19 protein-coding genes are annotated in these 25,867 nt (G+C 60.0%); 4 read left to right on the top strand and 15 right to left on the bottom strand.

Annotation, left to right across the window (positions count from 1 at the left end; translation table 11 throughout):
* Window positions 1-96 precede the first annotated feature (96 nt).
* Together RVY79_RS15225 and gabT are read left to right on the top strand one after the other, a co-directional pair.
* Window positions 97-1,545, top strand: coding sequence for an NAD-dependent succinate-semialdehyde dehydrogenase (locus RVY79_RS15225; RefSeq protein ID WP_317465255.1), 1,449 nt, complete (start codon window positions 97-99; stop codon window positions 1,543-1,545).
* Between the two features lie 13 nt (window positions 1,546-1,558).
* Window positions 1,559-2,839, top strand: a complete 1,281-nt coding sequence (gabT, locus tag RVY79_RS15220; protein WP_317465253.1) for a 4-aminobutyrate--2-oxoglutarate transaminase — start codon at window positions 1,559-1,561, stop codon at window positions 2,837-2,839.
* 91 nt (window positions 2,840-2,930) lie between these two features.
* On the opposite strand, the gene RVY79_RS15215 is transcribed toward gabT, so the two are convergent.
* The 4 genes from RVY79_RS15215 to RVY79_RS15200 all read right to left on the bottom strand — a co-directional run bounded on the left by RVY79_RS15215 (window position 2,931) and on the right by RVY79_RS15200 (window position 8,819).
* Window positions 2,931-4,220 (bottom strand): acyltransferase, encoded by a 1,290-nt coding sequence (locus RVY79_RS15215; protein ID WP_317465252.1) that lies wholly within the window; start codon window positions 4,218-4,220, stop codon window positions 2,931-2,933.
* Between the two features lie 150 nt (window positions 4,221-4,370).
* On the bottom strand, window positions 4,371-4,613 hold the full coding sequence (locus RVY79_RS15210) for a GlsB/YeaQ/YmgE family stress response membrane protein (RefSeq protein ID WP_317465251.1): 243 nt from the start codon (window positions 4,611-4,613) through the stop codon (window positions 4,371-4,373).
* Window positions 4,614-4,723: 110 nt separating this feature from the next.
* The gene (gene mdoH / locus RVY79_RS15205; RefSeq protein ID WP_317465250.1) at window positions 4,724-7,222 is read right to left on the bottom strand and encodes a glucans biosynthesis glucosyltransferase MdoH; all 2,499 of its coding nucleotides are present in this window, start codon (window positions 7,220-7,222) and stop codon (window positions 4,724-4,726) included.
* On the bottom strand, window positions 7,215-8,819 hold the full coding sequence (locus tag RVY79_RS15200) for a glucan biosynthesis protein G (RefSeq protein WP_317465249.1): 1,605 nt from the start codon (window positions 8,817-8,819) through the stop codon (window positions 7,215-7,217). The genes mdoH and RVY79_RS15200 overlap by 8 nt, the downstream gene beginning before the upstream one ends.
* Before the next feature lie 243 nt (window positions 8,820-9,062).
* On the opposite strand from RVY79_RS15200, the gene RVY79_RS15195 reads away from it, so the two are divergent.
* Entirely contained in the window at window positions 9,063-10,592 is a 1,530-nt protein-coding gene (locus tag RVY79_RS15195; protein ID WP_317465248.1) for a glucosyltransferase domain-containing protein, read from the top strand.
* A gap of 198 nt (window positions 10,593-10,790) precedes the next feature.
* Window positions 10,791-12,386 (top strand): solute:sodium symporter family transporter, encoded by a 1,596-nt coding sequence (locus tag RVY79_RS15190; protein ID WP_317465246.1) that lies wholly within the window; start codon window positions 10,791-10,793, stop codon window positions 12,384-12,386.
* A 175-nt stretch (window positions 12,387-12,561) separates the two neighbouring features.
* On the opposite strand, the gene RVY79_RS15185 is transcribed toward RVY79_RS15190, so the two are convergent.
* The 11 genes from RVY79_RS15185 to RVY79_RS15135 form a co-directional block, all read right to left on the bottom strand.
* On the bottom strand, window positions 12,562-13,857 hold the full coding sequence (locus RVY79_RS15185) for an adenylosuccinate synthase (RefSeq protein WP_317465244.1): 1,296 nt from the start codon (window positions 13,855-13,857) through the stop codon (window positions 12,562-12,564).
* A 32-nt stretch (window positions 13,858-13,889) separates the two neighbouring features.
* Window positions 13,890-15,071 (bottom strand): ATP phosphoribosyltransferase regulatory subunit, encoded by a 1,182-nt coding sequence (locus tag RVY79_RS15180; protein ID WP_317465243.1) that lies wholly within the window; start codon window positions 15,069-15,071, stop codon window positions 13,890-13,892.
* A gap of 215 nt (window positions 15,072-15,286) precedes the next feature.
* The gene (gene hflC, locus RVY79_RS15175) at window positions 15,287-16,210 is read right to left on the bottom strand and encodes a protease modulator HflC (RefSeq protein WP_317465242.1); all 924 of its coding nucleotides are present in this window, start codon (window positions 16,208-16,210) and stop codon (window positions 15,287-15,289) included.
* A gap of 2 nt (window positions 16,211-16,212) precedes the next feature.
* Window positions 16,213-17,580 (bottom strand): FtsH protease activity modulator HflK, encoded by a 1,368-nt coding sequence (gene hflK / locus RVY79_RS15170; protein WP_317465241.1) that lies wholly within the window; start codon window positions 17,578-17,580, stop codon window positions 16,213-16,215.
* Between the two features lie 61 nt (window positions 17,581-17,641).
* Window positions 17,642-18,961, bottom strand: a complete 1,320-nt coding sequence (gene hflX, locus RVY79_RS15165) for a ribosome rescue GTPase HflX (protein ID WP_317465240.1) — start codon at window positions 18,959-18,961, stop codon at window positions 17,642-17,644.
* A gap of 14 nt (window positions 18,962-18,975) precedes the next feature.
* Window positions 18,976-19,227, bottom strand: a complete 252-nt coding sequence (hfq, locus tag RVY79_RS15160; protein ID WP_133693445.1) for an RNA chaperone Hfq — start codon at window positions 19,225-19,227, stop codon at window positions 18,976-18,978.
* Window positions 19,228-19,351: 124 nt separating this feature from the next.
* Window positions 19,352-20,290 (bottom strand): tRNA (adenosine(37)-N6)-dimethylallyltransferase MiaA, encoded by a 939-nt coding sequence (miaA, locus tag RVY79_RS15155; protein WP_317465238.1) that lies wholly within the window; start codon window positions 20,288-20,290, stop codon window positions 19,352-19,354.
* Between the two features lie 31 nt (window positions 20,291-20,321).
* A complete protein-coding gene (gene mutL / locus RVY79_RS15150; protein ID WP_317465237.1) occupies window positions 20,322-22,244 on the bottom strand; it encodes a DNA mismatch repair endonuclease MutL in 1,923 nt (640 codons plus the stop codon).
* A gap of 45 nt (window positions 22,245-22,289) precedes the next feature.
* On the bottom strand, window positions 22,290-23,708 hold the full coding sequence (locus RVY79_RS15145; RefSeq protein ID WP_317465334.1) for an N-acetylmuramoyl-L-alanine amidase: 1,419 nt from the start codon (window positions 23,706-23,708) through the stop codon (window positions 22,290-22,292).
* A 71-nt stretch (window positions 23,709-23,779) separates the two neighbouring features.
* Entirely contained in the window at window positions 23,780-24,259 is a 480-nt protein-coding gene (gene tsaE / locus RVY79_RS15140) for a tRNA (adenosine(37)-N6)-threonylcarbamoyltransferase complex ATPase subunit type 1 TsaE (RefSeq protein ID WP_317465235.1), read from the bottom strand.
* 18 nt (window positions 24,260-24,277) lie between these two features.
* Entirely contained in the window at window positions 24,278-25,783 is a 1,506-nt protein-coding gene (locus RVY79_RS15135; protein ID WP_317465233.1) for an NAD(P)H-hydrate dehydratase, read from the bottom strand.
* Window positions 25,784-25,867: the final 84 nt, after the last annotated feature.

Here is a 25,867-nt window from a genome sequence, read left to right as displayed (position 1 = left end):
TGAAAAATCGCTGGACGCCACCCTGGCCAAGTGTTTTAAATAATGCACACACCGTCAAATAATAGGCGAGCAATCACGCTTCACTCGGAGGCCTCCATGAGTCAGCCAACACCCGATATCTTGATCGACCGCGCTTATATCGGCGGTAAATGGCGCGATAGCGAGCGTCGTTTCGCGGTCACCGACCCCGCCACGGGCGAATGCCTGGCACAGGTCCCCGACCTGGGCGCCGACGAGGCACGCGAGGCCATCGCCGCCGCCGAGACCGCGTGGCCGCAATGGCGCCGACGCCCCGCCAAGGAGCGTGCATCCTTGTTGCGCGCCTGGTTTGAGCGAGTCATGGCCCATCGCGAGGCACTGGCCCAGCTCATGACCCTGGAACAAGGCAAGCCGCTCGCCGAATCGCGGGGCGAGGTCGCCTACGGGGCAAGCTTCATCGAATACTACGCCGAGGAAGCCAAACGCATCGCTGGCGAGACCTTGCCAGGCCACGGCGCCGACAAGCGTATTCTCATCATGCGCGAGCCAATCGGCGTGGTTGCCGCCATTACGCCCTGGAACTTCCCGCTGGCGATGATCACCCGCAAATGCGCTCCAGCCCTGGCAGCCGGCTGCCCAGTAGTGATCAAGCCCGCAGAAGCCACACCGCTGACCGCCCTTGCATTGGCCAAGCTCGCCGATGACGCCGGCCTCCCCGCAGGCGTCATCAACGTGCTTACCGCCGAGAAGCCCGCCGAGATCGGTCACGTGCTGACCACCGACCCGCGAGTACGCAAGGTTTCGTTCACCGGCTCGACACCGGTCGGCAAGCGCTTGCTGGCGCAGTGCGCGGAGACCGTCAAGAAAGCGTCTCTGGAACTGGGCGGCAATGCGCCCTTCGTAGTCTTCGACGACGCCGATCTGGATGCCGCTGTGGAGGGCGCCATCGCCTCCAAGTTCCGCAATTCCGGGCAGACCTGCGTGTGCACCAACCGCTTTCTGGTACAAGACGGCATCTACGACGCCTTCATTGCCAAGTTCGCCGAGCGCATCGCACAACTCAAGGTCGGTAACGGTCTCGATGACGACGTGACCCAAGGCCCCTTGATCAACGCCGCGGCCATCGACAAGGTGCAGGCACACATTGCCGATGCACGCTCCAAGGGCGCACGCTTGGTGTGTGGCGGCGAACCGCACGCATTGGGTGGCACCTTCTTTCAGCCGACCCTGCTCGCCGACGTCACCGACGACATGCATGTCGCCCGCGAAGAGACATTCGGTCCTGTAGCGCCGATCTTTCGCTTCACCGACGAGGCCCAGGCCATCGCCATGGCGAATGCCACCGAATTCGGCCTTGCCGCCTATGTCTATGCGCGCGACTATCGACGTATATGGCAAGTGATGGAGGGCCTCGAATACGGCATGGTCGCCATCAACGAAGGGCTTTTGTCGACCGAGCTGGCACCCTTCGGCGGTATCAAGGAGTCCGGGCTGGGGCGCGAAGGATCCCACCACGGCCTCGAGGAATACACCGAGCTAAAATACGTCTGCATGGGCGGACTTTAACAAGGAGGCAAGCATGAACAACGCACAGCTCAACGAACTCAAGACACGTTACGTCGCCAGCGGCGCCGCGAGCCCGGCGACCCAGTTTGCCGAGCGTGCCGAGAACGCTTTGATCTGGGACGCTGACGGCAATCGCATCATCGACTTCGCCGGCGGCATCGGCGTACTCAACGTCGGCCATCGCCATCCTAAGGTCGTGCAGGCAGTCAAGGACCAGCTCGACAAGGTGATGCACACCTGCCAGACGGTGATGCCCTATGAAGGCTATGTGAAGGTCGCCGAGAAACTCAGCCAGCTCACCCCGGTACGCGGCCACGGCAAGGTAATGCTCGCCAATTCCGGGGCCGAAGCATTGGAAAACGCCGTCAAGGTGGCTCGCGCGGCGACAGGACGCGACAACGTCATCTGCTTCACCGGCGGCTACCATGGCCGGACCTTCATGACCATGGCCATGAACGGCAAGGTCGCGCCCTATGCCACCGACTTCGGCAGCATGCCGGGCAACGTCTTCCGTGCGCCCTACCCGGTGCCCTATCACGGGGTCAGCGAGGAAGACGCGCTAAACGGCTTGAAGATGACGCTCAAGACCGATGCCAACCCGCGCGACACTGCGGCCATCGTGCTCGAGCCGGTACTCGGCGAAGGCGGCTTCTACGCGGCCTCGCCCAGCTTCCTCAAGGCGGTCCGCGAGATCTGCGACGAGCACGGCATGCTGATGATCGTCGACGAGGTCCAATCCGGCTTCGGGCGCACCGGCAAGCTGTTCGCCATCGAGCACAGCGGCGTTGAGCCCGATATCATCACCATGGCCAAGAGCATGGCCGACGGCATGCCGATCTCCGCCGTAGTCGGCACCGACAAGGTCATGGACGCCTCTGGTGGCAACTCGCTGGGTGGTACCTACACTGGCAGTCCGGTTTCCTGCGCCGCTACCCTTGCAGTACTGGAAGTCTTCGAGGAGGAAAAGATCCTCGAGAAGAGCCAGGCGCTGGGCGACAAGCTGGGTGAGCGCTTCGCAAAATGGCAGCAAGACTTCGCCTGCGTCGACAATGTCCGCCACCTGGGGGCCATGGCCGCCTTCGACGTGGTCGCCGACAAGACCAATCACACGCCCGATGCTGAACTGACCGGGGCGGTGTGCAAGAAGGCGCGCGAGAAAGGGCTGATCCTGCTGTCCTGCGGACTTTACGGCAACACCCTACGCTTCTTGATGCCGGTCACCATCGAGGACGACGTCCTCCAGGAAGGCCTGGACATCGTCGAAGTCTGCCTCAAGGAACTGAGCCACGCATAAACGGCTGGCGCATACTCATGACACGAAGGGGCGCCATGCCGATGGCGCCCCTTTTTCGTTCAGGCGGTGGAGTTCTGGCCGAGCGACAGCATCAGCGCGCCACCTTCTCGGTATGCGACGGCGGCGAGCCCACCCTTGGCAGTAGCCGACGCTGCATGGCATTGCGCACCCGCAGCACGAACTGCTCCTGAAACATCACGCAGAACAGTACCGTCAACAAGAGAAACAACGGGTAAAACATTAGTGAGCTGTCGCCGGCGGCTTCAAGGCAAGCCCGAAATTCGCTCGTGCACAGCCCAGGCTCTCCCGCAAGCACGCGTTCGATTCGTGTAAAGATCACGAACAGCGGAACATGTAGCGCAAACATCGGCAGCGATGCCCCACCCAGTCGACTCGCTAAACGGCGAACACGACGGCTATTGGGCGTGCGCCACTGCGTGGCCAGCAAAATCAACGCTAACTGCGCGGGCAACAACAGGCCATTGTGGAGTAGGTAATACCAGGCGTGCCCTTGGCCTAACAACCAGACCGCCGCCACGACACAGCTCGCCACGAATGCTGCCAACAGCAGACGCTGCCTGACACTCAGCCAGCCACCAGCCGCACGATAACGGGTATACCACACACACAACAGTATCCCCGCCACGAATTCCGGCAAGCGGATCAAGGGGTTGCGGTGCAGGATTCCCGTTTCAGGCATACCGAAGTCCGTCACCGCAATGACTACCAAGGGCGGGATCAAGTACAGCAGGTTGGTCACGACCAAGGCGCGTCCCACGCGGCGGAGACGAAACAGACGCGGCGCCATCCACGGGAAGACCAGATAAAAAGCCATCAGTGCCGAAATCGACCAGGACGGTGGATTGAAAGTCAGATAATACGGATTCCAGGCATGCAACAGACTGAAATTGAGCACTAGATTAAGCGCGAGCTCTCCATTACCCATGAAATGTTCCAGGGCTCCCGGTGTCGCCTGCCCCAGATCGTTATTGACGTCGTAAATGACGAAACGGGGTGACATCCCAGCGTCTTGGGGAGTAATGGCAAGGTAACCTACCAACATGGAGATACTAATCGCCAGCAACAAAGCCCCGATATGAATCGGGTACAGATTCGAAAAACGCTTGATCCAGAAACTGCGTGCCGGCTCACGCAGCTTGCGCTGATTGTCTAGATAGACATGCGTCAGCAAGAATCCCGAAAGTACAAAAAACGTACTGGTCGAAAAGAAACCGATATCCGTCACATAGTGCGACCAGGCCCTGATCGATGGATAGGTATGCAGGGTGTGAAAGATGACGATATAAAGCCCAAGCACGAAGCGCAGCCACTCCAGGCCGATGAAGCGCTCCTTCTGGCTTGCCTGTGATGTCTTGTCCATAAGCGCGCGTCTCGCAGCGGTGCCGACGGCACGGTATCCATGAAAAGCCCCGGCCTATCGATGGGGCCGGGGCAATACATCATTCGTTTTTCACATTCAACGGGGCCCGCACGTAACGGCGTCCCGAGGCACGGTAGCCACCAAGGTGCGCTACGACTTTCTAACCTTGGCCACGATCCACAACAGCACCACCGCACCAATCACGGCCATGATCAACGAGCCGATGATATTGGTCTGCGTAAGCCCCAGTAGACTAAAGAGGAAGCCGCCAATCACAGCGCCCACGATGCCGACGCCAATGTTGCCAAGAATACCGAAGCCGCCACCGCGCATGATCTTGCCTGCAATCCAGCCGGCCAGGCCTCCGATAATCAACCACAAAATGATGCTCATGCCTTTATCTCCTTCTTTCCTTGAATACGATGCTATGCGTCAGGCCGCTCACGGACACCGTCTCCAGCATAGCAGCTAGGCCAACAGTGATGACTGCGTACCTTATCGCCTCATCCTGGCACCCTCCATGAGACAGGCGTCGGCGTACCCAGTTCGCGCCAGTCCGGATGTGCATCGGGCGATGTCCAGACCTTGTGATGCAACATCGACAGCAGCACGGGGTCGTCGAGGAAGTTCAGTTGGGTCGCAGGCTTCACCTTGCTGGGGTTCTCGGCGACAATCGCCCTGACCCGTTCTTCACGACGCCGCCTCAGAAGCATCGAGACGCCATGTCGGCTTGTAGCCAGCGCACACCCTAGCGCATTGGCTACCGGATCGACGACCACCTGAACAAAGCTCGGCGCCGCCGCTTGCTGGGCACGCATACGTTTTAGATGACGCACCATGCGCCGCAGCACACGCGGCGGATGCGTCTCTTCGGGAATACGAAACAAGCGCGCATGCTGACACCAGCGCCCCAGCGATACACGACTGGAAAGCACCGAGACGGGAATCGACACCATCAAGGCACCGACGATGGGCGCCAGCCACCAGAGAAAAGTCGGTTCCATGTAATACACGCCTACGGCCCACACCGCCCCGATGAGCGTCTGCACGCCATGGTGACGCACGGCATCGCCCCACGGCGTATCGCTGTTATCACGCGACGGAGAACGCCACTGTATGGCGCGCCCCAGAAGCGCCGTCAACACGAAACGTGTATGAAAGAGCATTCGCACCGGCGCCATCAGCATGGAAAACAGCGACTCCAAAACCATGCTCGCGAATAACCGCAGGCTCCCGCCAAATTCCTTGGATCCTTGCGCGATGACCAGAATCACGCTGAGCACCTTGGGCAAGAATAAGAGCGTGGCCGTCGCCGAGAACAGCCCCACCGCCATGGCCGGGTTCCACTGTGGCCAGACGGGAAACATCATGCCCGGCTCGGGGAAGTACTGCGGCGTACTCAGCGTGTGCACCGCCAACAAGGCCGTCGACAAGATCAAAAACAGGCACCACAACGGCGCTGATATGTAGGACATCACCCCGGTGAGAAAGACCGCGCGATGCACGGGATGAATGCCCTTGGCCAGAAACAGCCGAAAGTTCATCAGGTTGCCGTGGCACCAACGGCGATCACGGTTGAGCTCATCGAGAAGATTGGGGGGCATCTCTTCGTAACTGCCATCCAGGTTGTAGGCGATCCATACGCCCCACTCCGCCCGACGCATCAACGCCGCTTCGACGAAATCGTGGGACAGGATTTCCCCGGAAAGCGAGCCTTTACCCGGCAGCGGCGCCAGCATGCAGTGACGCATGAAGGGGGCCAGACGAATGATCGCGTTATGCCCCCAGTAATGCGACTCGCCCAACTGCCAGAAGTGCAGCCCTGCCGTGAATAGCGGACCATAGACGCGCGTGGCGAACTGCTGCATGCGCGCATAGAGGTTCAGGCGGCCAGAGGCGCGTGGCGCCGACTGAATGATCCCCGCCTTGGGATGGGCTTCCATCAACCGCACTAGGCGCGTCAGACAAGCACCGCTCATGACACTGTCGGCATCCAGCACCACCATGTAGCGATAATTAGCGCCCCAGCGACGACAGAAGTCGTCGATATTACCGCTCTTGCGCTTCATGCGGCGCTGACGGCGCCGGTAGAAGACACGGTCGAAGGCATCCAACTCACGACACAGGGACAACCAGGCGTGCGTCTCCGCGATCGCCAGCTCGGGGTCAAAGGTGTCGCTCAGAATGAACAGGTCGAAGTGACGTTCCTGGCCGCTATCACGCAACGACTCGAGCGTGGCGCGCACGCCAGCGAAAACACGCGCGACATCTTCGTTGCAGATAGGCACGACCAAGGCTGTGCGTGCCGTCTCGTCGATCGGCGCATCCTCCTGCACGTCACGCGCATCGATCGCGTAGCGGTCGCGTCCACGCAGAAGCTGGAAAAATCCCATGAGGGCTGTCCAGAATCCAGCCGAGACCCAGCAAAACAGCAAGACGAACAACGCCAGGATAGCCACTTCAAGCGCTTGTTTGCCTTGATAGGGCAGCACCGAACGCATGTAGTTGGCCGCTACCAGGCTTTGCCCTATCACCAGGATCAGCAGGATCTTGCGCCGCAGCATGCCCACCTTCTGCCAACGTGGCGTCGGCGAGGCATCCGACTCGACCTTCTGTCGCCTGCGAAAACCACGGTCTATCCACTTGCGCGTACGCTGAGCATAACGCACGAACGGATTGGTCGCCCAAGGCTCCGGCGACAAGGGTGTGCGCTTCAGCGGCGGTACGGTGCAAAGCCGCGTGATGCCTTGTGCGTCGGTCGTCAGCACACTCGGCGGCGCCAAGGGGCGGGCGCTGTACGCCAGCGTCAGGCGCGCACCTACCGAGGTCGAGGCAGGATCTTCCTTCGCAACCTCGCGCCCGCCGAGGGTGGCGTGCAAGGCTTCCATGCCCTGCTCGTCGAGGCGGCTGCCGAGTAATTCGCGGCGCGCACGACGGGTATCCGTTTCCTGAGCCAAGCGTTCGAGATAGTCACTAGCCGCTGGGGTCGTTGAATCAACCATTGGCGGGAAGCCGATAATGCCAGGTTTCAGAAAGTCGCTTCTCGCCATCCTTCAGGAAGACGCGTATATCCGTCGGTTGACTCGCATTGCCACGCTTGACGCGCAGGAAAATACGCCATCCACCTGCAGCCTTGTTGGGCACCGCACGGCTTGCGACAAGCTCGCCCTTATCGCCAACAGTCGCATCGACCGCCACGTTGGCACCGTCTTCCAGTGCTTCCAGCCCCGGCCCTTTGACATCGATCACGAACGCCAGGGAACCATCGGGCTCACGCACCAGATTGTCCTTACGAACCTCACCTCGCGAGCGACGCGTCTGGTCGACCCATGACAAGTTGGGAGCGTAGAACTTGGCCTCGTGTGTCGTCCAATACATGCGATAATTGAATTGGAGACTATCACCGGCCTTCGGCGTGCCCGTCGGTTTCCACATCGCCACGATGTTGTCGTTGGTTTCATCGGGCGTCGGAATCTGGATCAACTCAACCGTTCCCTTGCCCCAGTCGCCTTGAGGTTCGATCCAGACACTGGGCCGGCGATCATAGCGATCCACCAGATCCTCATAATCGTGGAAATTGTGACTGCGCTGCAGCAATCCAAACCCTTTGAGGGAGGCAACCTCCTGCTCCTCGATCATCAGGTTCTTGGGATTGGCAAGCGGACGCCATATCCATCCGCCTTTATTCGCGTCGGTTCCATCACCACCATCATGCACCAGCAAGCCGTTGGAATCATGGATCGCCGGCCGATAGTTGAGTGTCTCCGTCGGCTGCGCAGGCCCATACAGATACATGCTGGTCAATGGCGCCACCCCCAGCTTCTCCACGGCATTGCGCATGAAAAGACGCGATGTCACATCGACGACGGTGTCCTCCCCCGGGCGCAGGACATAACGGTAGGCCCCGGTTAAGCTCGGCGAATCGAGCAATGCGAAAATGGTCAGATACTGGCTGTCGGGCTTCGGCTTGACGATCCAGAACTCACGAAAGGATGGGAATTCCTCGCCACTTGGCAGCGCGGTATCGATCGCCAACGCACGTCCCGAACTACCATAGACTTGGTGACGACCCAGGGCACGAAAGTAACTCGCGCCTTGGAACGCCATGACCTCATCCATCTGATTCTCACTGTTGATGGCATTGAGAACCTTGAAGCCCGAAAAGCCCAAGCCTTTCAAGTCTTCCTTGGGAATATCGAGATTGCCGTAATCGAAGTCATTGGGGTCGAAGGAAAGATCCTGGACCTCACCGTTGACGACGGTATGCAGTGTCACGGCACTGTCGAAATGCATCCCCTCATGGAAAAAGGCCAGCTTGAAAGGCAGGTTCTCCCCCTGCCATAACATGCTCTCGTCCTTGGTCTGAATCTGGGCATAATCGGCATATTCCAGCGTACGCAGAGATTCCGGCAGGCTCGCTTCGGGCGCCTGGTAACCTTGACCTGCTAGCTTTTCCGCCTTCTTCGCCACATCTTCAAACCCGAAAGCGAAACACGTCTGCGCTACAAGGATCATCCATATGCTCAGCATGCCCACCAAAGGCCAACGAAAGCGGCACGAAACACTTGTCGTCAGGAAATGTCGATTCGGTACACTCACATTACTACTCCCTTGCGGCTTTTCAGGGGCAAGCCACCCCTTTACGTCACATTCTTCAGTTGGACACGCTAGTGTATGCAGTACACCCAACGAAGATAAAAGTTTCAGAGGAGACGCAGATTGACGAGACGAGAAGCCCTCCATGCTCCCGATACAAGAGCTTAGCATCACGAAGGGCATGAAGGGAGCCCACCGGCAGCATTGTCGTCACATTGCGTTCCTCTCTCCGATGAAGGGTGCCTGATGTCGATATCACCAATTCCGCCTGCCTCTCGCACGCCTGCTCCCGATGTCTGGCGATGGTTAGGGGTTTTCATAGGTCTTGTACTCGCTACTTACCCGATCGTGGCCGCCGATCGTCTCTATCTCGACGATATCTGGCGCAGTATGCACGGCGACCCTGGCTGGACCTCGAACGCGCGACCTCTTGCCGACGCTGTCATGCTCACGCTCAATCTAGGCACACGCGTCGTCGACCTCGCCCCTCTCCCTTTATGGCTGGGTTTGGCCGCCATTGCGACGACACTCATTGCGTTACGTCACGCTTTTGAAGAATTCAACGATGGCCACGCATGGCTTGCGATGGCGCTGCTGGTGCTACAGCCCTTCTTCCTGCAGAACCTTTCCTATCAGTTCGATGCCTTGCCCATGGCGCTAGCTGTCAGTTGCGCCGGGCTGGCGCTCGCCGCCGGCGTGAGATCGTCATCGGGAAAGGGCGTCATGCTGTCAGTCATCGGCTTATTCGCCAGCCTGTGCTTCTACCAGGCGGCGGTAAGCGTTTACTTCGTGTTGCTCGCGTTTCATATCCTGCTCAGTCTGGCCACCCATGGCCGATTGCAATGGCGACACCACGTCGGTTTACTGATTGCCGGTACCATCACACTCCTAGGATACAAGTGGGTCTCGGGCTGGTGGCTCGATGGTGGCTATAGCCTCTCGCATAGTCAGATGGTAGCGCCGTCAGCATTACCCCTTCATATCCTCGAGAACACGCTGACCTTCTGGCGTTATGCAGCCAGGACACTCGATGGCGCGCCATGGTGGGGGCTATCGACCATAGCCGTAATCGCACTGCTCGGCCTGATTCTAGGCACTCTCCGCCCTGCACAGGCCACGCGCCCCCTTGCATGGCCCTGGCGGCTCTTGCTCATGTTGGTCATCGTACTGCTACTCCCACTTGGTGCACTCGGCATCATGGCGGCGTTAGAAGATCCGCTCTGGCGCCCACGCACCTTCATCGGATTTGGCGCCTTATGTGCCGGCGCGCTATTTTGCGCGATCACCACATGCACGCGACTTGGATGGCAGCGACTGGGCACGTCACTACTCATTGTCATATTAGGAGGGGCCATCGTGATCACCTATGCCTTCGGCAATGCCCAGAGCAGTCAGAAAGCGTTCGAGGAAAGCGTGTCACGCCAGTTGGTAGACGACCTGCGACAACTCGATGCACACGGTCCCCTCGTCATCGTCGGCACGCTCCCGCTCAGCAACAGTAGCGCCAATGCCGTACGCGCCTTTCCGGTCCTCGCGACATTGATGAGAAGCTATCTCGATAACGGCTTCTGGTGGGGATATCAAAACCTCTATCGTCTAGGCCTGCCCGAGCGTTACGAGTTCAATGGTGACCAGGCAGTGCGCGATGCGTTCACCGAACGCTGTGGCCGCCTACGCCCCCTCCTGGAACGTGGCTGGTACACGCTGTACCGCTGGCGAGACGCAATATTCGTCTCCTTGGACAACGTCTGTCATAGGCATCAAAACGGCTTATGAATCGAGTCACACAGACATTTCGTCATCAATGTCAGACAAATGGAGAATGGTAGTTTACTATTCGCCGATTAAAATTCGCCCTACGATAGTGTCTATCGACGCGGCCGAGCGCTTGAAGACCAACGATATGCTGGGCGCATGTCGTCGGTCCTCAATCGCCACGGCCATGATCCATGAGAATTCAAGGATGCCTATTCCATGCATGCCCTGACGTTGATCTCGTTTCTTTTCTTCACGGGGCTCGTCGCGTTGATTACCTGGCTGATCACGCGCCGAGACGACCTGCAGAGTACTCGCGGTTATTTCCTGGCTGGCCGTAGCCTGACCTTTCCGCTGATCGCCGGCTCGTTACTGATGACCAACCTGTCCACCGAGCAAATGGTGGGACTCAATGGCGCAGCCTTTACCGATGGGCTAAGTGTCATGGCCTGGGAGGTCGTTGCAGTCATCGCGTTGGTACTACTGGCGCTGTTCTTCCTGCCGAGATTCCTACGTAGTGGTATCGCGACCGTGCCACAGCTGCTGGAAATCCGCTTCGACCGCGGCACCCAATTGATCTGCAACATCATCTTCCTGATCGCATACGCGGTCATTCTGTTGCCCATCGTGCTCTATTCCGGGGCCATCGGCTTACAAGGCATGCTCGATCTACAAGGGCTGACCGGCATCGAGTCGAACAGTTTCCTGCTGTGGGCGACCGTGTGGATCGTGGGCCTGATCGGCTCCGTCTATGCGCTCTTCGGGGGGCTACGTACGGTCGCGGTGTCCGATACACTCAACGGCGTGGGACTGCTCATCGGCGGTTTCTTGATCGTATTCTTCGCTCTCAATGCCGTCAGTGATGGCGAAGGTGTCATCGCCGGTTGGAATATCCTCAATAACCAGCATCCCGAGATGTTCAATTCTATGGGACGTGAAGATCAGGCCGTGCCATTCGCCACGCTGTTCACCGGCGTCTTCCTGATCAACCTGTTCTACTGGACCACCAACCAGCAGATCATTCAGCGTACCTTCGCCGCCAAAACGCTCGCCGAAGGCCAGAAGGGCGTTCTGCTGACCGGCTTCTTCAAGCTCCTCGGCCCACTGTACCTCGTGCTGCCAGGTATCATCGCGTACCACATGTATGCCGACCAGGGTATCCAGGCTGATAAAGCCTACGGGCATCTGGTGTTTGATATCCTGCCACCTTATCTGACCGGCTTCTTCGCCGCGGTGATGGTCGGGGCCATCCTGTCGTCATTCAACTCGGCGCTCAACAGCACCACGACGCTGTTCAGCCTGGGCATCTACAAAGGCGTGATCAAGAAAGATGCAACAGACGAACAGGTAGTCAAATCGGGCAAGATCTTCGGTTGGATCATGGCCGTCGCCGCCATGATCATCGCACCATTGCTCGCGGGTCAGGAAAGCTTGTTCAGCTACTTACAGACGATGAACGCGATTTACTTCATCCCCATCTTGGCCGTAGTGCTGGTCGGCCTACTCACCAAACGCGTGCCCGCCATTGCCGCCAAGGTCGGCTTGGTCGCAGGCTGCTTGTTGATCGCGGCCGGTTACTTCGTGCCGCCCTTCAACAAGATCCTCGACATCACCAGCCAGTATCACTTCGTGGCAGGCGTCTTCGTGTTGCTGATCGCCATCATGTTGATCATCGGCAAGCTCTACCCACGCGAAACCAAGTGGGTCCACCAGGATGCCGAGGCCGTTGACCTGACACCTTGGAAAGGTGCTTGGCCAGTGGGTATGGTGCTGGTGTTGTGCGTCATCGCCATCTATGCCGCATTCGCCGGCTAGAGGCCTGGCCGCCATCAAGACGCAAAAGGTCCGCGCTATCATCACTAGCGCGGACCTTTTAATTGCCGGGTGAGCCAAAGCGTCACCCTGGCAAACCGCAGCACCGACATGAAAACGCCCGAGCGGCAGGACCGGTCGGGCGTCACTCAGATAGAAGCGGCCACATGCTCCGTGTCTAGTCCGAGAACGGGTTGCGTAGCACGATGGTCTCGTTGCGATCAGGCCCCGTCGAAATAATGTCGATCGGCACCCCTGTCTGCTCTTCGAGGAAACTGATATAGGCCCGTGCGTTATTGGGCAGGTCTTCGATGCGCTTGATCCCCAGCGTCGACTCACTCCAGCCAGGCAAGTCCTGATAAAGCGGCTCGATGACTGCATAGCCTTCGGAATCGACGGGGTTATCGATAGTGGCGCCATCCTTGCTGCGATAGCCCACGCAGACCCGAATGTTTTCCAGGCCGTCGAGCACATCGAGCTTGGTCAGGCACAGACCAGAGACCGAGTTAATCTGTACCGCATGGCGCAGGGCCACGGCATCGAACCAGCCACAGCGGCGCGCGCGGCCAGTCGTAGCGCCGAACTCGTGGCCTTTCTCGGCCAGGTGGCGACCGTGATCGTCGAAGAGCTCAGTGGGGAACGGGCCGGAGCCGACACGTGTCGTATAAGCTTTGGTGATCCCCAGCACGTAATCAAGATATAGCGGCCCCACGCCCGAGCCCGTCGCCGTGCCGCCCGCCGTGGTGTTGGAGCTGGTCACATACGGATAGGTCCCGTGGTCTATATCAAGCAATGAGCCCTGAGCACCCTCGAAGAGAATGTTCTCGCCAGCCTTGCGGAAGTCATGGACCAAACTCACGGTGTCGCACACCATCGGGCGCAGGTCCTCGCCCATCTGCATGGCCTCGTCGAGTACTTCCTGGAAATTGACCGGCTCTTCGCCATGATACTTGGTCAGCACGAAGTTATGATAATCCAGCACCTCGCCGAGCTTGGAGGCGAAACGCTCACGGTGCTGCAGATCACCCAGGCGCAGCCCGCGGCGAGCGACCTTGTCTTCATAGGCCGGGCCGATACCGCGACCGGTGGTGCCGATCTTGGCCACGCCGCGCGCCTTCTCACGAGCCTGATCCAAGCGCACGTGGTAGGACAGGATCAGCGGGCAGGCTGGCGACAGACGAAGGCGCTCACGCACCGGAACGCCTTTGGCTTCCAACTCGTGGATTTCCTTGATCAGCGCCTCCGGCGACAGCACCACACCGTTGCCGATCACGCAGGTCTTGTCATCCCGCAGAATACCGGACGGAATCAGGTGCAGGACGGTTTTTTCGCCGTCAATCACCAGCGTATGACCGGCATTGTGTCCGCCTTGGAAACGTACCACCGCATCGGCCGATTCGGTCAGCAGATCGACGACCTTGCCCTTGCCTTCGTCACCCCACTGGGTGCCCAACACGACTACGTTCTTGCCCATTGCTCTCGTCTCTTATCAAAGAATCCGCCGATTTACGCGAGCGGTTCGACCCGCCATTCGCCATTGGTTTCCACTAGCTGCCGATCGCAACGCTGTTCGCGAGGCCCTACACGCTGACCAGGCAACGCCTGGATGACCCGCTCACCAGAGGCACGCAGATGCGCAATAGTCTGGGTGAGCGTGGCACCATCACCGGCCGGCGCCCAAATGGCATCGCCACGCGGGCCGCTCTCGATGAGCGAGGCCAGCAGCTTGAGATCCATGGAAAACCCGGTCGCCGGCCTCGCCCGACCGAAGGCGCGGCCGGTATCGTCGTAGCGCCCCCCCTTGGCCAGGGCCTGACCATAGCCGGGAACATAAGCCGCGAACACCATACCCGTATGGTATTGATATCCACGCAACTCGGCCAAGTCGATATAGACCTCGGCTCTGAGATGGTTGGTCGTAACGGCACGGCACAACGCCTGCAACTCATCCAGCGCCGCCGCAACCGCAGGCGGCGCACCCGCAAAGGTGTCACGAGCCTGGTCGAGCACATCTTGTCCACCGTAAAGGCGCGGCAAGGTCTGCAGCATATCGACTAGTGCAGGGTCGTGAACATCCCGCGCCACCAAAGCATCGACGTCGTTGAAAGCCTTGCGCTCGATCGCCTCGAATAGCGCATGCTCGCTTTCCGCATTCAATGCCGCCGCGTGGACCAAGGCACGATAGATGCCAATATGGCTGAGCGCCAGGTGCATTTCGCCCGCTCCGGCAACTTCCAGCCCTGTCAGCACCAATCGCAACACCTCGATATCCGCATCCAGACCCGCGTGGCCAAACAGTTCCACCCCAACCTGGATCGGACTGCGCCCGCCCTGATGCTTGTCGGCCTTGGCACGCAACACAGTGGTGCAGTAACAAAGCCGTGCCGGCCCGCTGCGCTTCAACGAATGCGCATCCATGCGCGCCACCTGCGGCGTCACATCTGCACTGGCACCCATCATCCGCCCGGAAAGCTGGTCGGTCAGCTTGAACGTCTGCAGATCGAGATCGGTTCCCGTGCCGGTCAACAACGAGTCGAGAAATTCGACCGTCGGAGGAATCACCAGGTCATACCCCCAGCGATCATAGAGGTCGAGCAATGCACGGCGCAGATGCTCCATGCGCGTCGCCTGAGGCGGAAGCACTTCATCCATGCCGTCGGGAAGCAGCCAGCGGTCAGCGATGGTCATTTTTCGGTCCTGCCAGAAATGTGTGGCGTAGTGGCATCGTCGGCGGAGGACGAGACGACGCAGTCACGTCATGCCGGAGTCGCACCGGCCCATCACGAATCGCCGCCACAAGGGCATCGATATTCGCGTACAGGCCACAAAAAAACCGGGCGGCGCCCGGTGTCAAGAGTCTATCACGTTTGGCCTCCGGGTGTACCCCGGAGGCCAGGCGCTACTTACTGAGTGCTGCCCGCCGCGACAGCTCCTGGGTCATCGATGCTGTCATCACGCCCATCCGCTGACCGGAAATAGCGGAAGAACTCGCTATCCGGACTCAGCACTAGCATGTCGTCACCCTGATCGAAACTATTGCGATAGGCTTCGAGCGAGCGATAGAAGTTGAAGAAACTTTCATTCTGCTGATAGGCATTAGCATAAATCTGGGCGGCTTTGGCATCACCTTGGCCACGCAGCGTTTCTGCCTTTTCACGGGCCTCTGCCAACTTCACCTGACGCTCTCGATCTGCACGTGCGCGAATACGCTCGGCTTGTTCCTTGCCTTGGGCACGATACTGACGTGCTTCGGCGTAACGCTCGGTCCGCATCCGCTCGAAAACCGCCTGCCGCACCTCTTGTGGCAATTCCACACGCTTCAGGCGAATATCCAGTATCGACACACCGAGCTCTTCCCGGAGTTGTTCATTCAGTCGTTTTTGCGGCGCGCGTAACATCTCATTGCGATCCTCGCTGATGATATTACTCACTTCACGGCTACCGAACGCATTGCGCAGACTTTCCTCGACACGCGGTTCGATAATGCTCTCGGCGCGCTCCAGGCTACCCCGCGTCGCCTGATAGAACAGGCTGGGATTGACGACCTGCCATTTGACATAGGAGTCGACGATCAACGCATTGCGGCGTGCCGTCAGGAAACGGCTCTCCTCGCTTTCCAGTGTCTGCACACGCGCATCGAAAAACCGCACGCTATTGAGCACCGGCCACTTGAAGTGCAAGCCCGGCTGGATATTGGTCTCGACGACCTCACCGAAGCGCAGCTTGATGGCACGCTGGGTTTCGGTGACCACATACAGACTGGCACTTGTCAGCCAGGCTCCCACGGCGAGTACCGCCACAATTCCCAAGGCACGATTGTTAACCATGATCAACGGCCCTCCCGCGTGATGCCGCCCGACTGGCGTTCACTTGTATTGCTGTCGCTGCCTGACAAGGGTTCGTTCTGCACCTGTTCGGACACCGAACCCAGCGCGTCCAGATGCAACTTGTCAGTCTTATCGGCACCCTGTGTAGAACCCGACTTGCGAAGCTGGTCAAGCGGTAGATAGATCATGGAATTGTTTTGCTCGCCCATGTCGATCAGCGCCTTGCGATTCTTGCCCAACACTTCGCTGATGGTATCCAAATAGAGACGCTGACGCGTCACCTCCGGTGCCTGCTGATACTCCTCCAGCACCGCAAGGAAGCGACTGGTCTCACCCTGCGCCTCCGCGACGACAGACTGCTTGTACCCCGTCGCTTCTTCAACGATCCGCTGTGCCTCGCCTTCGGTGCGCGGCTGCAAGGCATTCGCGTAAGCACGCGCCTCATTGATCAGACGCTGGCGATCTTCCCGTGAGCGAATCACATCGTCCACGGCATCCTGCACTGCCTCCGGCGCCTGGGTCGTTTCAAGGTTGACGGCCTGCAACTCTAGCCCCAGCCCATAAGAGGTCAACGTCTCCTGCAAACGCTTGGCGACCTCCGGCCCCAGCTCTTCACGGCCACTCAGCAGGGAATCGGGTACCGGTGGCGTCATGGTGATGATCGGCAACTCGCCGGGATCAGTCACATCCGCCGGTATATCCGGTACATCACCAGCTTTATCGATCTCTTTGACCTCATCGACTTCATTCGTACTCGTCAGTACGTTCTGCATGCCACTTGCACCCACCACATGCCGCAAGATGGCATCGAGTGCATTGCGCAGGCTCGCCTCCGGATCACGCACATTGAGCACGTAGTTACGCGGATTCGACACCTGGTATTGCACCGATAAGCGCACCGTCACGATATTGGTATCGCTGGTCAACATCGAAGATGTCTGGGTGAAAGAACGCACCTCCGTGACATTGACCATCGCGACCTGGTCGATGAAGGTCGGGTTCCAGTGCAAACCTGGCTCGACCGTTTCATGGTACTTGCCGAAACGTAGCACCACACCGCGCTCGGACTGATCAACCACGTAAAACCCTGAGCCGGCCCAGATGAGCAACGCAATGATGACCAGCACGCCCGGCAGTATAAAGGGATTCCCCTTGCCGCCCGATGAGCCACCGTTATCATCGCCGCCACGCTTGCCGCGTTGGCCCATCATGCGATTGAGCTTGTCCTTGAACTTCTTCAGCGCTTCGTCGAGGTCCGGCGGGCCCTGGTTATTGCCACCATTGCCCCCGCCACCACCGCTGCCACGGCGACCACCGCCACCGCTCCACGGGTCCTGCTGATTTCCACCACCAGGCTCGTTCCAAGCCATACGTCTTCTCCACTGCATTGATTGCGATGCATCTCGCCAGGGACGCCCGTGACGGGCATTGTCAGTGGCGTTCCCATTCCGGGCGATCGAGGGCTCCCGGCGGCAAATAATGTGCTGCCTTCTCACCGAGACGGGCCATCAACTGAAAGAAATCGCGTCTAGGCAGACGAATATCCAGCAGGATTCGGCCCTGCTCGTCAAACTGTTCTTGCTGCACCGCATTCAACGCGTGCAGCGACGCCCTCAACCTTCCCTGATCGGGTTCCAGCGTCAAATTGGCCTCGAGCAAGTCCTCGGCCAACAACTCACCGAGTGCTTGATGCAGCAGTTCGAAACCACATGCATCCCGCGCCGATAGCCACACGACCTGCGGGCGCCCGTGCTCGTCACGTTCAAGACGTGGCGCACTGTCCAGCATGTCGATCTTGTTCATGACCAACAACTGTGGCACCTCGGCAGCACCGATTTCCTCGAGGACTGCATCGACCTGCGCCATGTTGAAATCACGATCCGGGTCCACCGCATCGATGACATGCACCAGCAACGAGGCCTCGGTCGCTTCTTGCAAGGTGGCGCGAAACGCCTCTACCAGTTTGTGTGGCAGATGGCGGATGAACCCTACGGTATCGGCCATCACCACCGGTCCGACATCCTCCACGTCGATACGCCGCAGCGTTGGATCGAGCGTGGCGAACAACTGGTCGGCGGCGTACACCTCTGCGTGGGTCAAGGCATTGAACAGCGTCGACTTGCCAGCATTGGTATAACCGACCAAAGAGACACTGGGAATCTCGGCTCGTGATCGCGCACGGCGATTCTGATCGCGCTGTGTGCGGACCTTCTCCAGCCGTTTGTGAATCGCCTTGATACGCCCGCCCAACAAGCGGCGGTCGGTTTCAAGCTGCGTTTCCCCCGGGCCACGCAAGCCGATCCCGCCCTTCTGACGTTCTAGGTGGGTCCAGCCACGCACCAAGCGCGTCGACATGTATTCCAACTGCGCCAACTCGACCTGAAGCTTACCCTCGTGCGTGCGTGCGCGTTGCGCAAAGATATCCAGAATCAGGCCCGTGCGATCCAGCACACGGCTCTTCAGGGCGCGCTCTAGATTTCGCTCCTGCGAAGGCGACAAGGCATGATTGAAAATGACGATATCGGCGCCGTGGAGTTCGCGTACCTCGCGAATTTCCTCAAGCTTACCGCTACCGATGAATGTCTTGGGATCGGGACGACGCCGACTCCCCTCGATGAGGGTCGCCGGCGTCACACCCGAGGAGCGCACCAGTTCCAGGAATTCTCCCGGATCTTCGCGCTCCTGTTCGTCGTGGAAATCCACATGGACGAGAACCGCCGTTTCACCGGCGTCGGGACGTTCGAAAAACAATCAGCGCCTCTCGATCAAACGTCTTCTTCCGCCGGGGCATTCGGGTCCTGGACGGGAAGACGCACGTTGCGGGACGGCACGACCGTGGAAATGGCGTGCTTGTACACCATCTGGCTGACAGTATTGCGCAGCAGGATGACGAATTGATCGAAGGACTCGATCTGCCCCTGCAATTTAATACCGTTCACCAGAAAGATGGAAACCGGAATGCGCTCCTTGCGCAGAATGTTCAAGTACGGATCTTGAAGGGACTGTCCTTTGGACATTTTGCTCTCCCTAACTTCTCGCTGTGGTTTATGGTCGTTTTCGAAGGGTCACAGCCGCCATTCGCGCCGCCACCGCCGTTCGCGGTACCGCTCGCCAAGCGTTGTCGTGACCGGTCATCTTACGCTAAGTGCCGCTTCCGCGCACGATTTTCAATACCTGCTCGCGCATATCGGTCGTCTCGCTATCGATCCACTGCACACCTTGCCAATTGCGCAGCCAGGTCAACTGCCGCTTGGCGAGTTGCCGCGTCGCCGCCATGCCCCGCTCACGCATCGTGGCCTCGTCGGTCTCACCGTTTAGATGTTCCCACATTTGACGATAGCCGACACAGCGAATCGCGGGGAGTCCGGGATGCAAGTCTCCGCGCGCCCGGAGAGCGGCGACTTCCTCGCGAAAGCCTCCCGCTAGCATGCTCTCGAAGCGCTGCGCGATACGCGCGTGCAGCACTCGGCGATCAGTGGGCGCCAGCGCTATGGACACGAGACGCCAGGGAAAGGTTTCACGCGGCTGTTCCGCCCAGAGCTCACCCAGCGCCCGGCCAGTGAGGCGGTACACTTCCAGCGCCCGCATCAGGCGCTGCCGGTTGTGCGGGTGAATGGTCCTCGCGGCGACCGGGTCAATCTGCGAGAGCTCTTCATGCAACGCACCGAGCCCCTCGTGTCGGGCTCGCTGGGCCAGTTCTTCGCGCAGCGCAGGATCGCGGGCAGGCAGCTCCGCCACACCATCGATCAAACGCTTGATATACATCATGGTGCCACCCACGAGTATGGGTATACGCCCCTGCGACGAGATGTCGCGCATCTCAGCTAAAGCGTCCTCGCGAAACTCGGCAGCGGAATACGTCTCGGCGGGATCGCGAATATCGATCAGACGATGCGGCGCACGTGCCAATTCGTCCGCCGACGGTTTCGCGGTACCGATGTCCATGTCGCGATAGATCATCGCCGAGTCGACGCTGATCAATTCGCCCCCCAGGCATTCGCGCAAGGCAATCGCCAAATCGGTCTTGCCGGCCGCCGTCGGACCCATCAAGAGAATGGCCAGTGGCCGCGTATCGTTCATCGAAAATCCTGAAAACGGTCGGTGACCTGCATTACTGGCCACGAAGAAACAGCTTATCCAGCTCGTGCATCGACATCTCGGTCCAGGTCGGACGGCCGTGATTACACTGTCCGCTACGCTCGGTGCGCTCCATGTCGCGCAGCAAGGCATTCATTTCGGGCACCGTCAGCCGGCGGTTGGCCCGCACACTGCCATGGCACGACATGCTGGCAAGCAATTCATTGATATGTGCTTCGACTCTGTCCGAACGGCCGAACCGCTCGAGATCGCCCAGCATGTCGTGAATCAGCGATTCGACATCGGCATTGTCGAGCAGCACCGGTACCCGACGCACGAGCAGCGTTTCCGGCCCGGCAACATCCAGCTCCACGCCCAGGCGCTCGAAGGTATCCCGCTCGCGCTCGGCAGTTTCCACCTCACGGACACTGACCGCCAGTGACATCGGCACCAGCAGCGGCTGTGTCTGCAACCGCCCCAGGGCCTGTCCGTCGCCATGTACTTGCTGCTTCATGCGCTCGTAGGTGATGCGCTCATGCGCGGCATGCATGTCGACCACGACCAAGCCTCGTGTGGTCTGCGAGAGGATGTAGACGCCATGCAACTGCGCCACCGCATATCCCAGTGGCGGCGCCTGGGTTGCATCGGCTTCGGGCATCGTCCGCGCCTGGACGTCAGACTCATTTGTCGGCGATGCCCCTGGCTCGATGCGTTGCGGCTGCGGCGTTAACAGCTGTTCTTCATGCTCGGGATGCAGTGCCTGGTAACCGGCCATGAACTCGCGCACGCGATGAGCCGCGGGACGCTCCTGATCGGCGCCCAGCGCCATGCCCTGCTGCTGCCAGCGCGGTTGTTCATGCCCGTCGGAAGCCGATACTTCCGAAGCCGGCGCCGCGTCATCAGCGCTCTCGGCCGCCGCGCCGGAAGTACCGGACTCATTGGGGCGGACATCGGCCAGCGCACGGTGCAGGCTCGAGAACAAGAAGTCATGCACGAGACGCCCATCGCGGAAGCGGACTTCATGCTTGGTGGGGTGCACGTTGACATCGACCACATGCGGATCGAGCTCCAGATAAAGCACGAAAACCGGGTGGCGCCCATGAAACAGCACATCGCGATAGGCCTGGCGCACGGCATGAGCGACCAGACGATCACGCACCACGCGGCCATTGACGAAGAAGTACTGCTGGTCCGACTGTGCACGGGAGTGCGTCGGCAGCCCGACCCAGCCCCACAGACGCAAACCGGTCGCTTCGATATCCACGTGCAGGGCATTGTCGAGGAAATTGCGCCCCAGCAGTGCCCCGACGCGCCGTTCCATCGCCGCCGGCTCATTGCCGGCCCGCAACTGATGCACGACCTTCTGGTTATGGCGCAGCACCCAAGCAATGTCATAACGCGATAGCACCAGCCGGCGGAACGTCTCTTCGACATGGCCGAATTCAGTCTTCTCGGTACGCAGAAACTTGCGTCGTGCAGGCGTATTGAAGAACAGGTCGCGAACCACGACCGAGCTGCCGCGTGGATGTGGCGCGGGACTCACGCGTGGCTCCATCTGGCGTCCTTCGGCGACCACCCGCCAGCCCTCGCTCGGCTCATCCTGCGTATTGGAAACGAGCTCGAGCCGCGAGACCGAGCTGATCGAGGCCAGCGCCTCGCCACGAAAGCCGAGGCTATCCACGCCTTCGAGATCGTCAAGCGAGGCGATCTTGCTGGTGGCATGCCGTGACAGCGCCAACGGCAGATCGTCCTCGGCGATGCCGCGACCATCGTCACGCACACGAATCAAGCGGGCACCGCCGGCCTCGAGATCGATCTCGATGCGCCGGCTGCCGGCATCGATGGCGTTCTCGGCCAGCTCTTTCAATACCGAAGCCGGCCGTTCGACGACCTCGCCGGCCGCGATCTGGTTGGCGAGCCGGGGATCAAGAATATGAATACGTCGAGATTCAGTCATGACGACTATTGTGCCTCGTGAACAGGACCAACGTCATGTCCGCGCTCACGACTGAGGAATCTTCAGTACCTGGCCCACACGCAGTATATCGCCACTGAGGTCATTGGCCTGCTTGAGAGCCAGCATCGTCACGTCGTAGCGTGAGGCGACTTCCGACAGAGTATCGCCCTTCCGCACACGATATTCGCTCGGTCCTTCACCGCGTTCTTGATCTTGCTGCCACGCCAACAAACTGCTGGGCGGCGGCTGTTGGCGAAAATGCGCGATAATGCCGTCGCCGATAGCATCCGCTATTTTCGCTTGAAACATCGATGACTGAAGCCGTCTTTCCTCTGCGGGATTGGAAATGAACCCCGTCTCCACCAGCAGCGACGGGATATCCGGTGACTTGAGAACCACGAAACCCGCCTGTTCAACCTGAGACTTATGCAGTTCATTGACTTGTGCCAGCTGATCGAGCACTTGACCGCCAGTACTCAGGGAATCGTTCATCGTCGCGGTCATGGTCAAGTCGAGCAAGACACCGCGCAACACTTCATCCTTGTCGGAAAGGTCGAGACGTCCATTGACGCCGCCGATCAGGTCGGAGCGATTCTCCGTCTTGGCCAACCAACGCGCCGTCTCCGACGTCGCGCCGTTCTGGGATAGCGCGTAGACGGAACTCCCGCTGGGGCCACGGCTCTTGACCGCATCGGCATGTATCGATACGAAGAAATCGGCTTTTTGCTTACGCGCCAACACGGTGCGCTGGCGCAGACCGACATAATAATCTCCGTCCCGAGTAAGAAATGCCTTGAACCCCGGCGTGTCGTTGAGCTTTGCATTCAGTTTGCGCGCGATGGCCAGCACCACATCCTTCTCATAGGTGCCATGCGGCCCGACCGCACCGGGGTCTTCCCCGCCATGCCCCGCATCGACGGCTATGATGATGTCTCGCTTGGGGTGTGGCTTGGCTTTGCTATCCTGACGAGCAAGGACCTTAGCGGGGTTTTTCCCTTCTGCTTTCGCCTTGGCCAAGGCCCGCTCGGCGCTCATTTCCTGCTCGCGAATCATCGCCGCGATGGGATCGATCGGCTTTTTAAGCGCACTCTCTCCCGGGTAATCGAGATCGATCACCAGACGATGACCATACTGCCCAGCAGGTGGCAGCATGAAATGGTGAGGAACGACCTTGCGATTGAGGTCAAACACCACACGCAAGTCATCTCCATCACGAATGCCAGTACGCAGCTCACTCACGGCGCTATCGCCTAGCTCGATCTCGTCGGGGTCGACTGCCAGCTTCGTATCTTTCAAGTCAACGACCAGACGACGTGGATCGTTGAGCATGAAGATAGAGCTTTCCACCTTGCCGGACAGATCAAAAACCACGCGGACGTGGTCAGGCGCTTCCCAGAGCCGGATGTTTTCGACATCGGCAGCCTGGGCAGGCGCTGCATAGCTCATCGCGAGCACTACCAACATGGCAAGGCGTATGACTATCTGCACGGCACTCACACGGCATCGCATCTGCCCGGGCTGATCGTTGAACGGCTTCAAGCGTCGGCTTCCTTGTCCTGACGAGTGGCACATAATGCAGAAATCACGGCCTGACCGTGCGGACTGAGCCCTTCGAGCGTCACTTGGCGGCCTTCGCCTTCCAGAGCCAGACGTACCACGAGATCGGCTCGGGGCAACCAGCCAGCGCCTCGGGAAGGCCATTCGATCAGGCTCAAGCCGTCCTCGCCGAGCATGTCGCGTGCGCCCATGAACTCGAGCTCTTCGGGGTCGCCCAGTCGGTAGAGATCGAAATGATAGAGACGGCGCCCGCCCAGCATGTACGGCTCCACCAATGTATAAGTGGGACTCTTGACGGCCCCCTCATGGCCATAAGCACGCAAGATGCCGCGCGTCAGCGTCGTTTTGCCGGCACCCAGCTCTCCCTCCAGATGTACTTGGCCGTGACCATCCAGAGCATGCCCCAGCGCTTCACCGAAAGCGACATGGGCGGTTTCATTGGGCAGAAAACGTTGCATCTATCGTGGCATCTCGCGTTATCGCATGGCATCAGAGGGGCGCGGATTGGCAATCGCGCGCGCATAGGATGCCAGATCCGTGGCGACCAGACCACGCTCGCCCCCATCTCGCGCCGCCGCATCACCGGCCAGAGCATGCACCAAGACGCCATGCCGCGCCGCTTCAGCCGGCGTTTGGCCCTGTGCCAACAAGGCCCCGACGATCCCGGAGAGCACATCACCCATGCCGCCGCTCGCCATACCCGGGTTGCCATACGGACACACGGTGACGCCGTGCGCGTCGGCCACCAAGGTGCCTGCGCCCTTGAGCACCACCGTTCCCCCATAGCGCTCATGCAACGCCAGCGCCGCCGCACGCCGGTCGGCCTGAATCTCGGCACTGGAGACACCCAGCAAACGTGCCGCTTCGCCGGGATGCGGAGTCAACACCCAATCGTCGCGACGAGTCGCTTTCTCGGCTAGCCAGTTGAGCGCATCGGCGTCGAGCACACTAGGCACGCCTGCGGCGAGCGCCGCTTGCCACAGTTCGTGCCCCCACCCCTGACGCCCGAGACCCGGCCCGACCACCAAGGCATTGGCCTGACCGAGCAGTTCGTGGATATCCTCGGCACCTTCCACGCCGCGCACCATGACTTCCGGACTACGTACCAAGCTCGCCGCGACATGCGCGGCAGCGGTGGCCAGACTAACCTTTCCCGCCCCGCTTCGCAGCGCGGCCTCGCTAGCCATCAACGCCGCCCCCCCGAAACCGGCACCGCCGCCGATCACCAGCACATGCCCGAAATCGCCCTTATGGCTGCCTCGTGGCCGAGGCGGGAGCGCCTGTTGCAATATGTCGGCCGACTGCAGCTCGCCCAGCGGCACGAGATCATCATGTGCCTGAGGCGTCACGCCCAGCGTCTCGACACGCAGCTCACCGACATGATCCGCGCTGGCGCCGGTATGCAAGCCAAATTTATCGGCAAGGAACGTCACCGTCAGGCTGGCCCGCACCGCTACGCCACCCACGCTGCCGGTTTGTGCCGAAAGCCCCGACGGCACATCCACCGCCAGTACCGGACGCGGCGCCGCGTTAAGCATCTCGATGGCACTACGCAGCGGTTCCCGGACCTCCCCCGTCGCCCCGGTCCCCAGCAGCGCGTCGATCACAACATCGCCGTTGATCACCGTCTCAGGTCGCCATTCGATGACATCCAGTCCCGCCTGCCAGGCCATTTCATAGGCACGGGCTGCGTCGCCGCCCAACGTCGCGGGATCGCGCAAGGCGACGAGCTGCACGTCGAGGCCATCGCCCGCCGCCAGCGCCGCCATCACATAGCCATCGCCGGCGTTGTTGCCACCGCCACACAAAATGCTCAGGCGATGCGCTTCCGGCCAATGCGAGCGTAAGGCAGCATACGCCGCCTGCGCGGCACGCTGCATCAAGTCGAATCCCACCACGCCTTCGTCAATGAGCCGCCGATCCAGAGCCTGGACCTGATCAGCGCCATACAAGGGATGTGGCACTCTGCATGTCGTTGTCATGACTGTCTCCTGTCTTCTGCTCGCCGACGACAAGCATTTATTCCACGTCACGATTGCGCTAGGGTGGCGCCCTCGCTTCACGGG

Origin of the sequence: Chromohalobacter sp. HP20-39, from assembly GCF_033052815.1 — a bacterium.
Taxonomy (GTDB): domain Bacteria; phylum Pseudomonadota; class Gammaproteobacteria; order Pseudomonadales; family Halomonadaceae; genus Chromohalobacter.
This window is presented reverse-complemented; position numbering and strand designations above follow the sequence as displayed.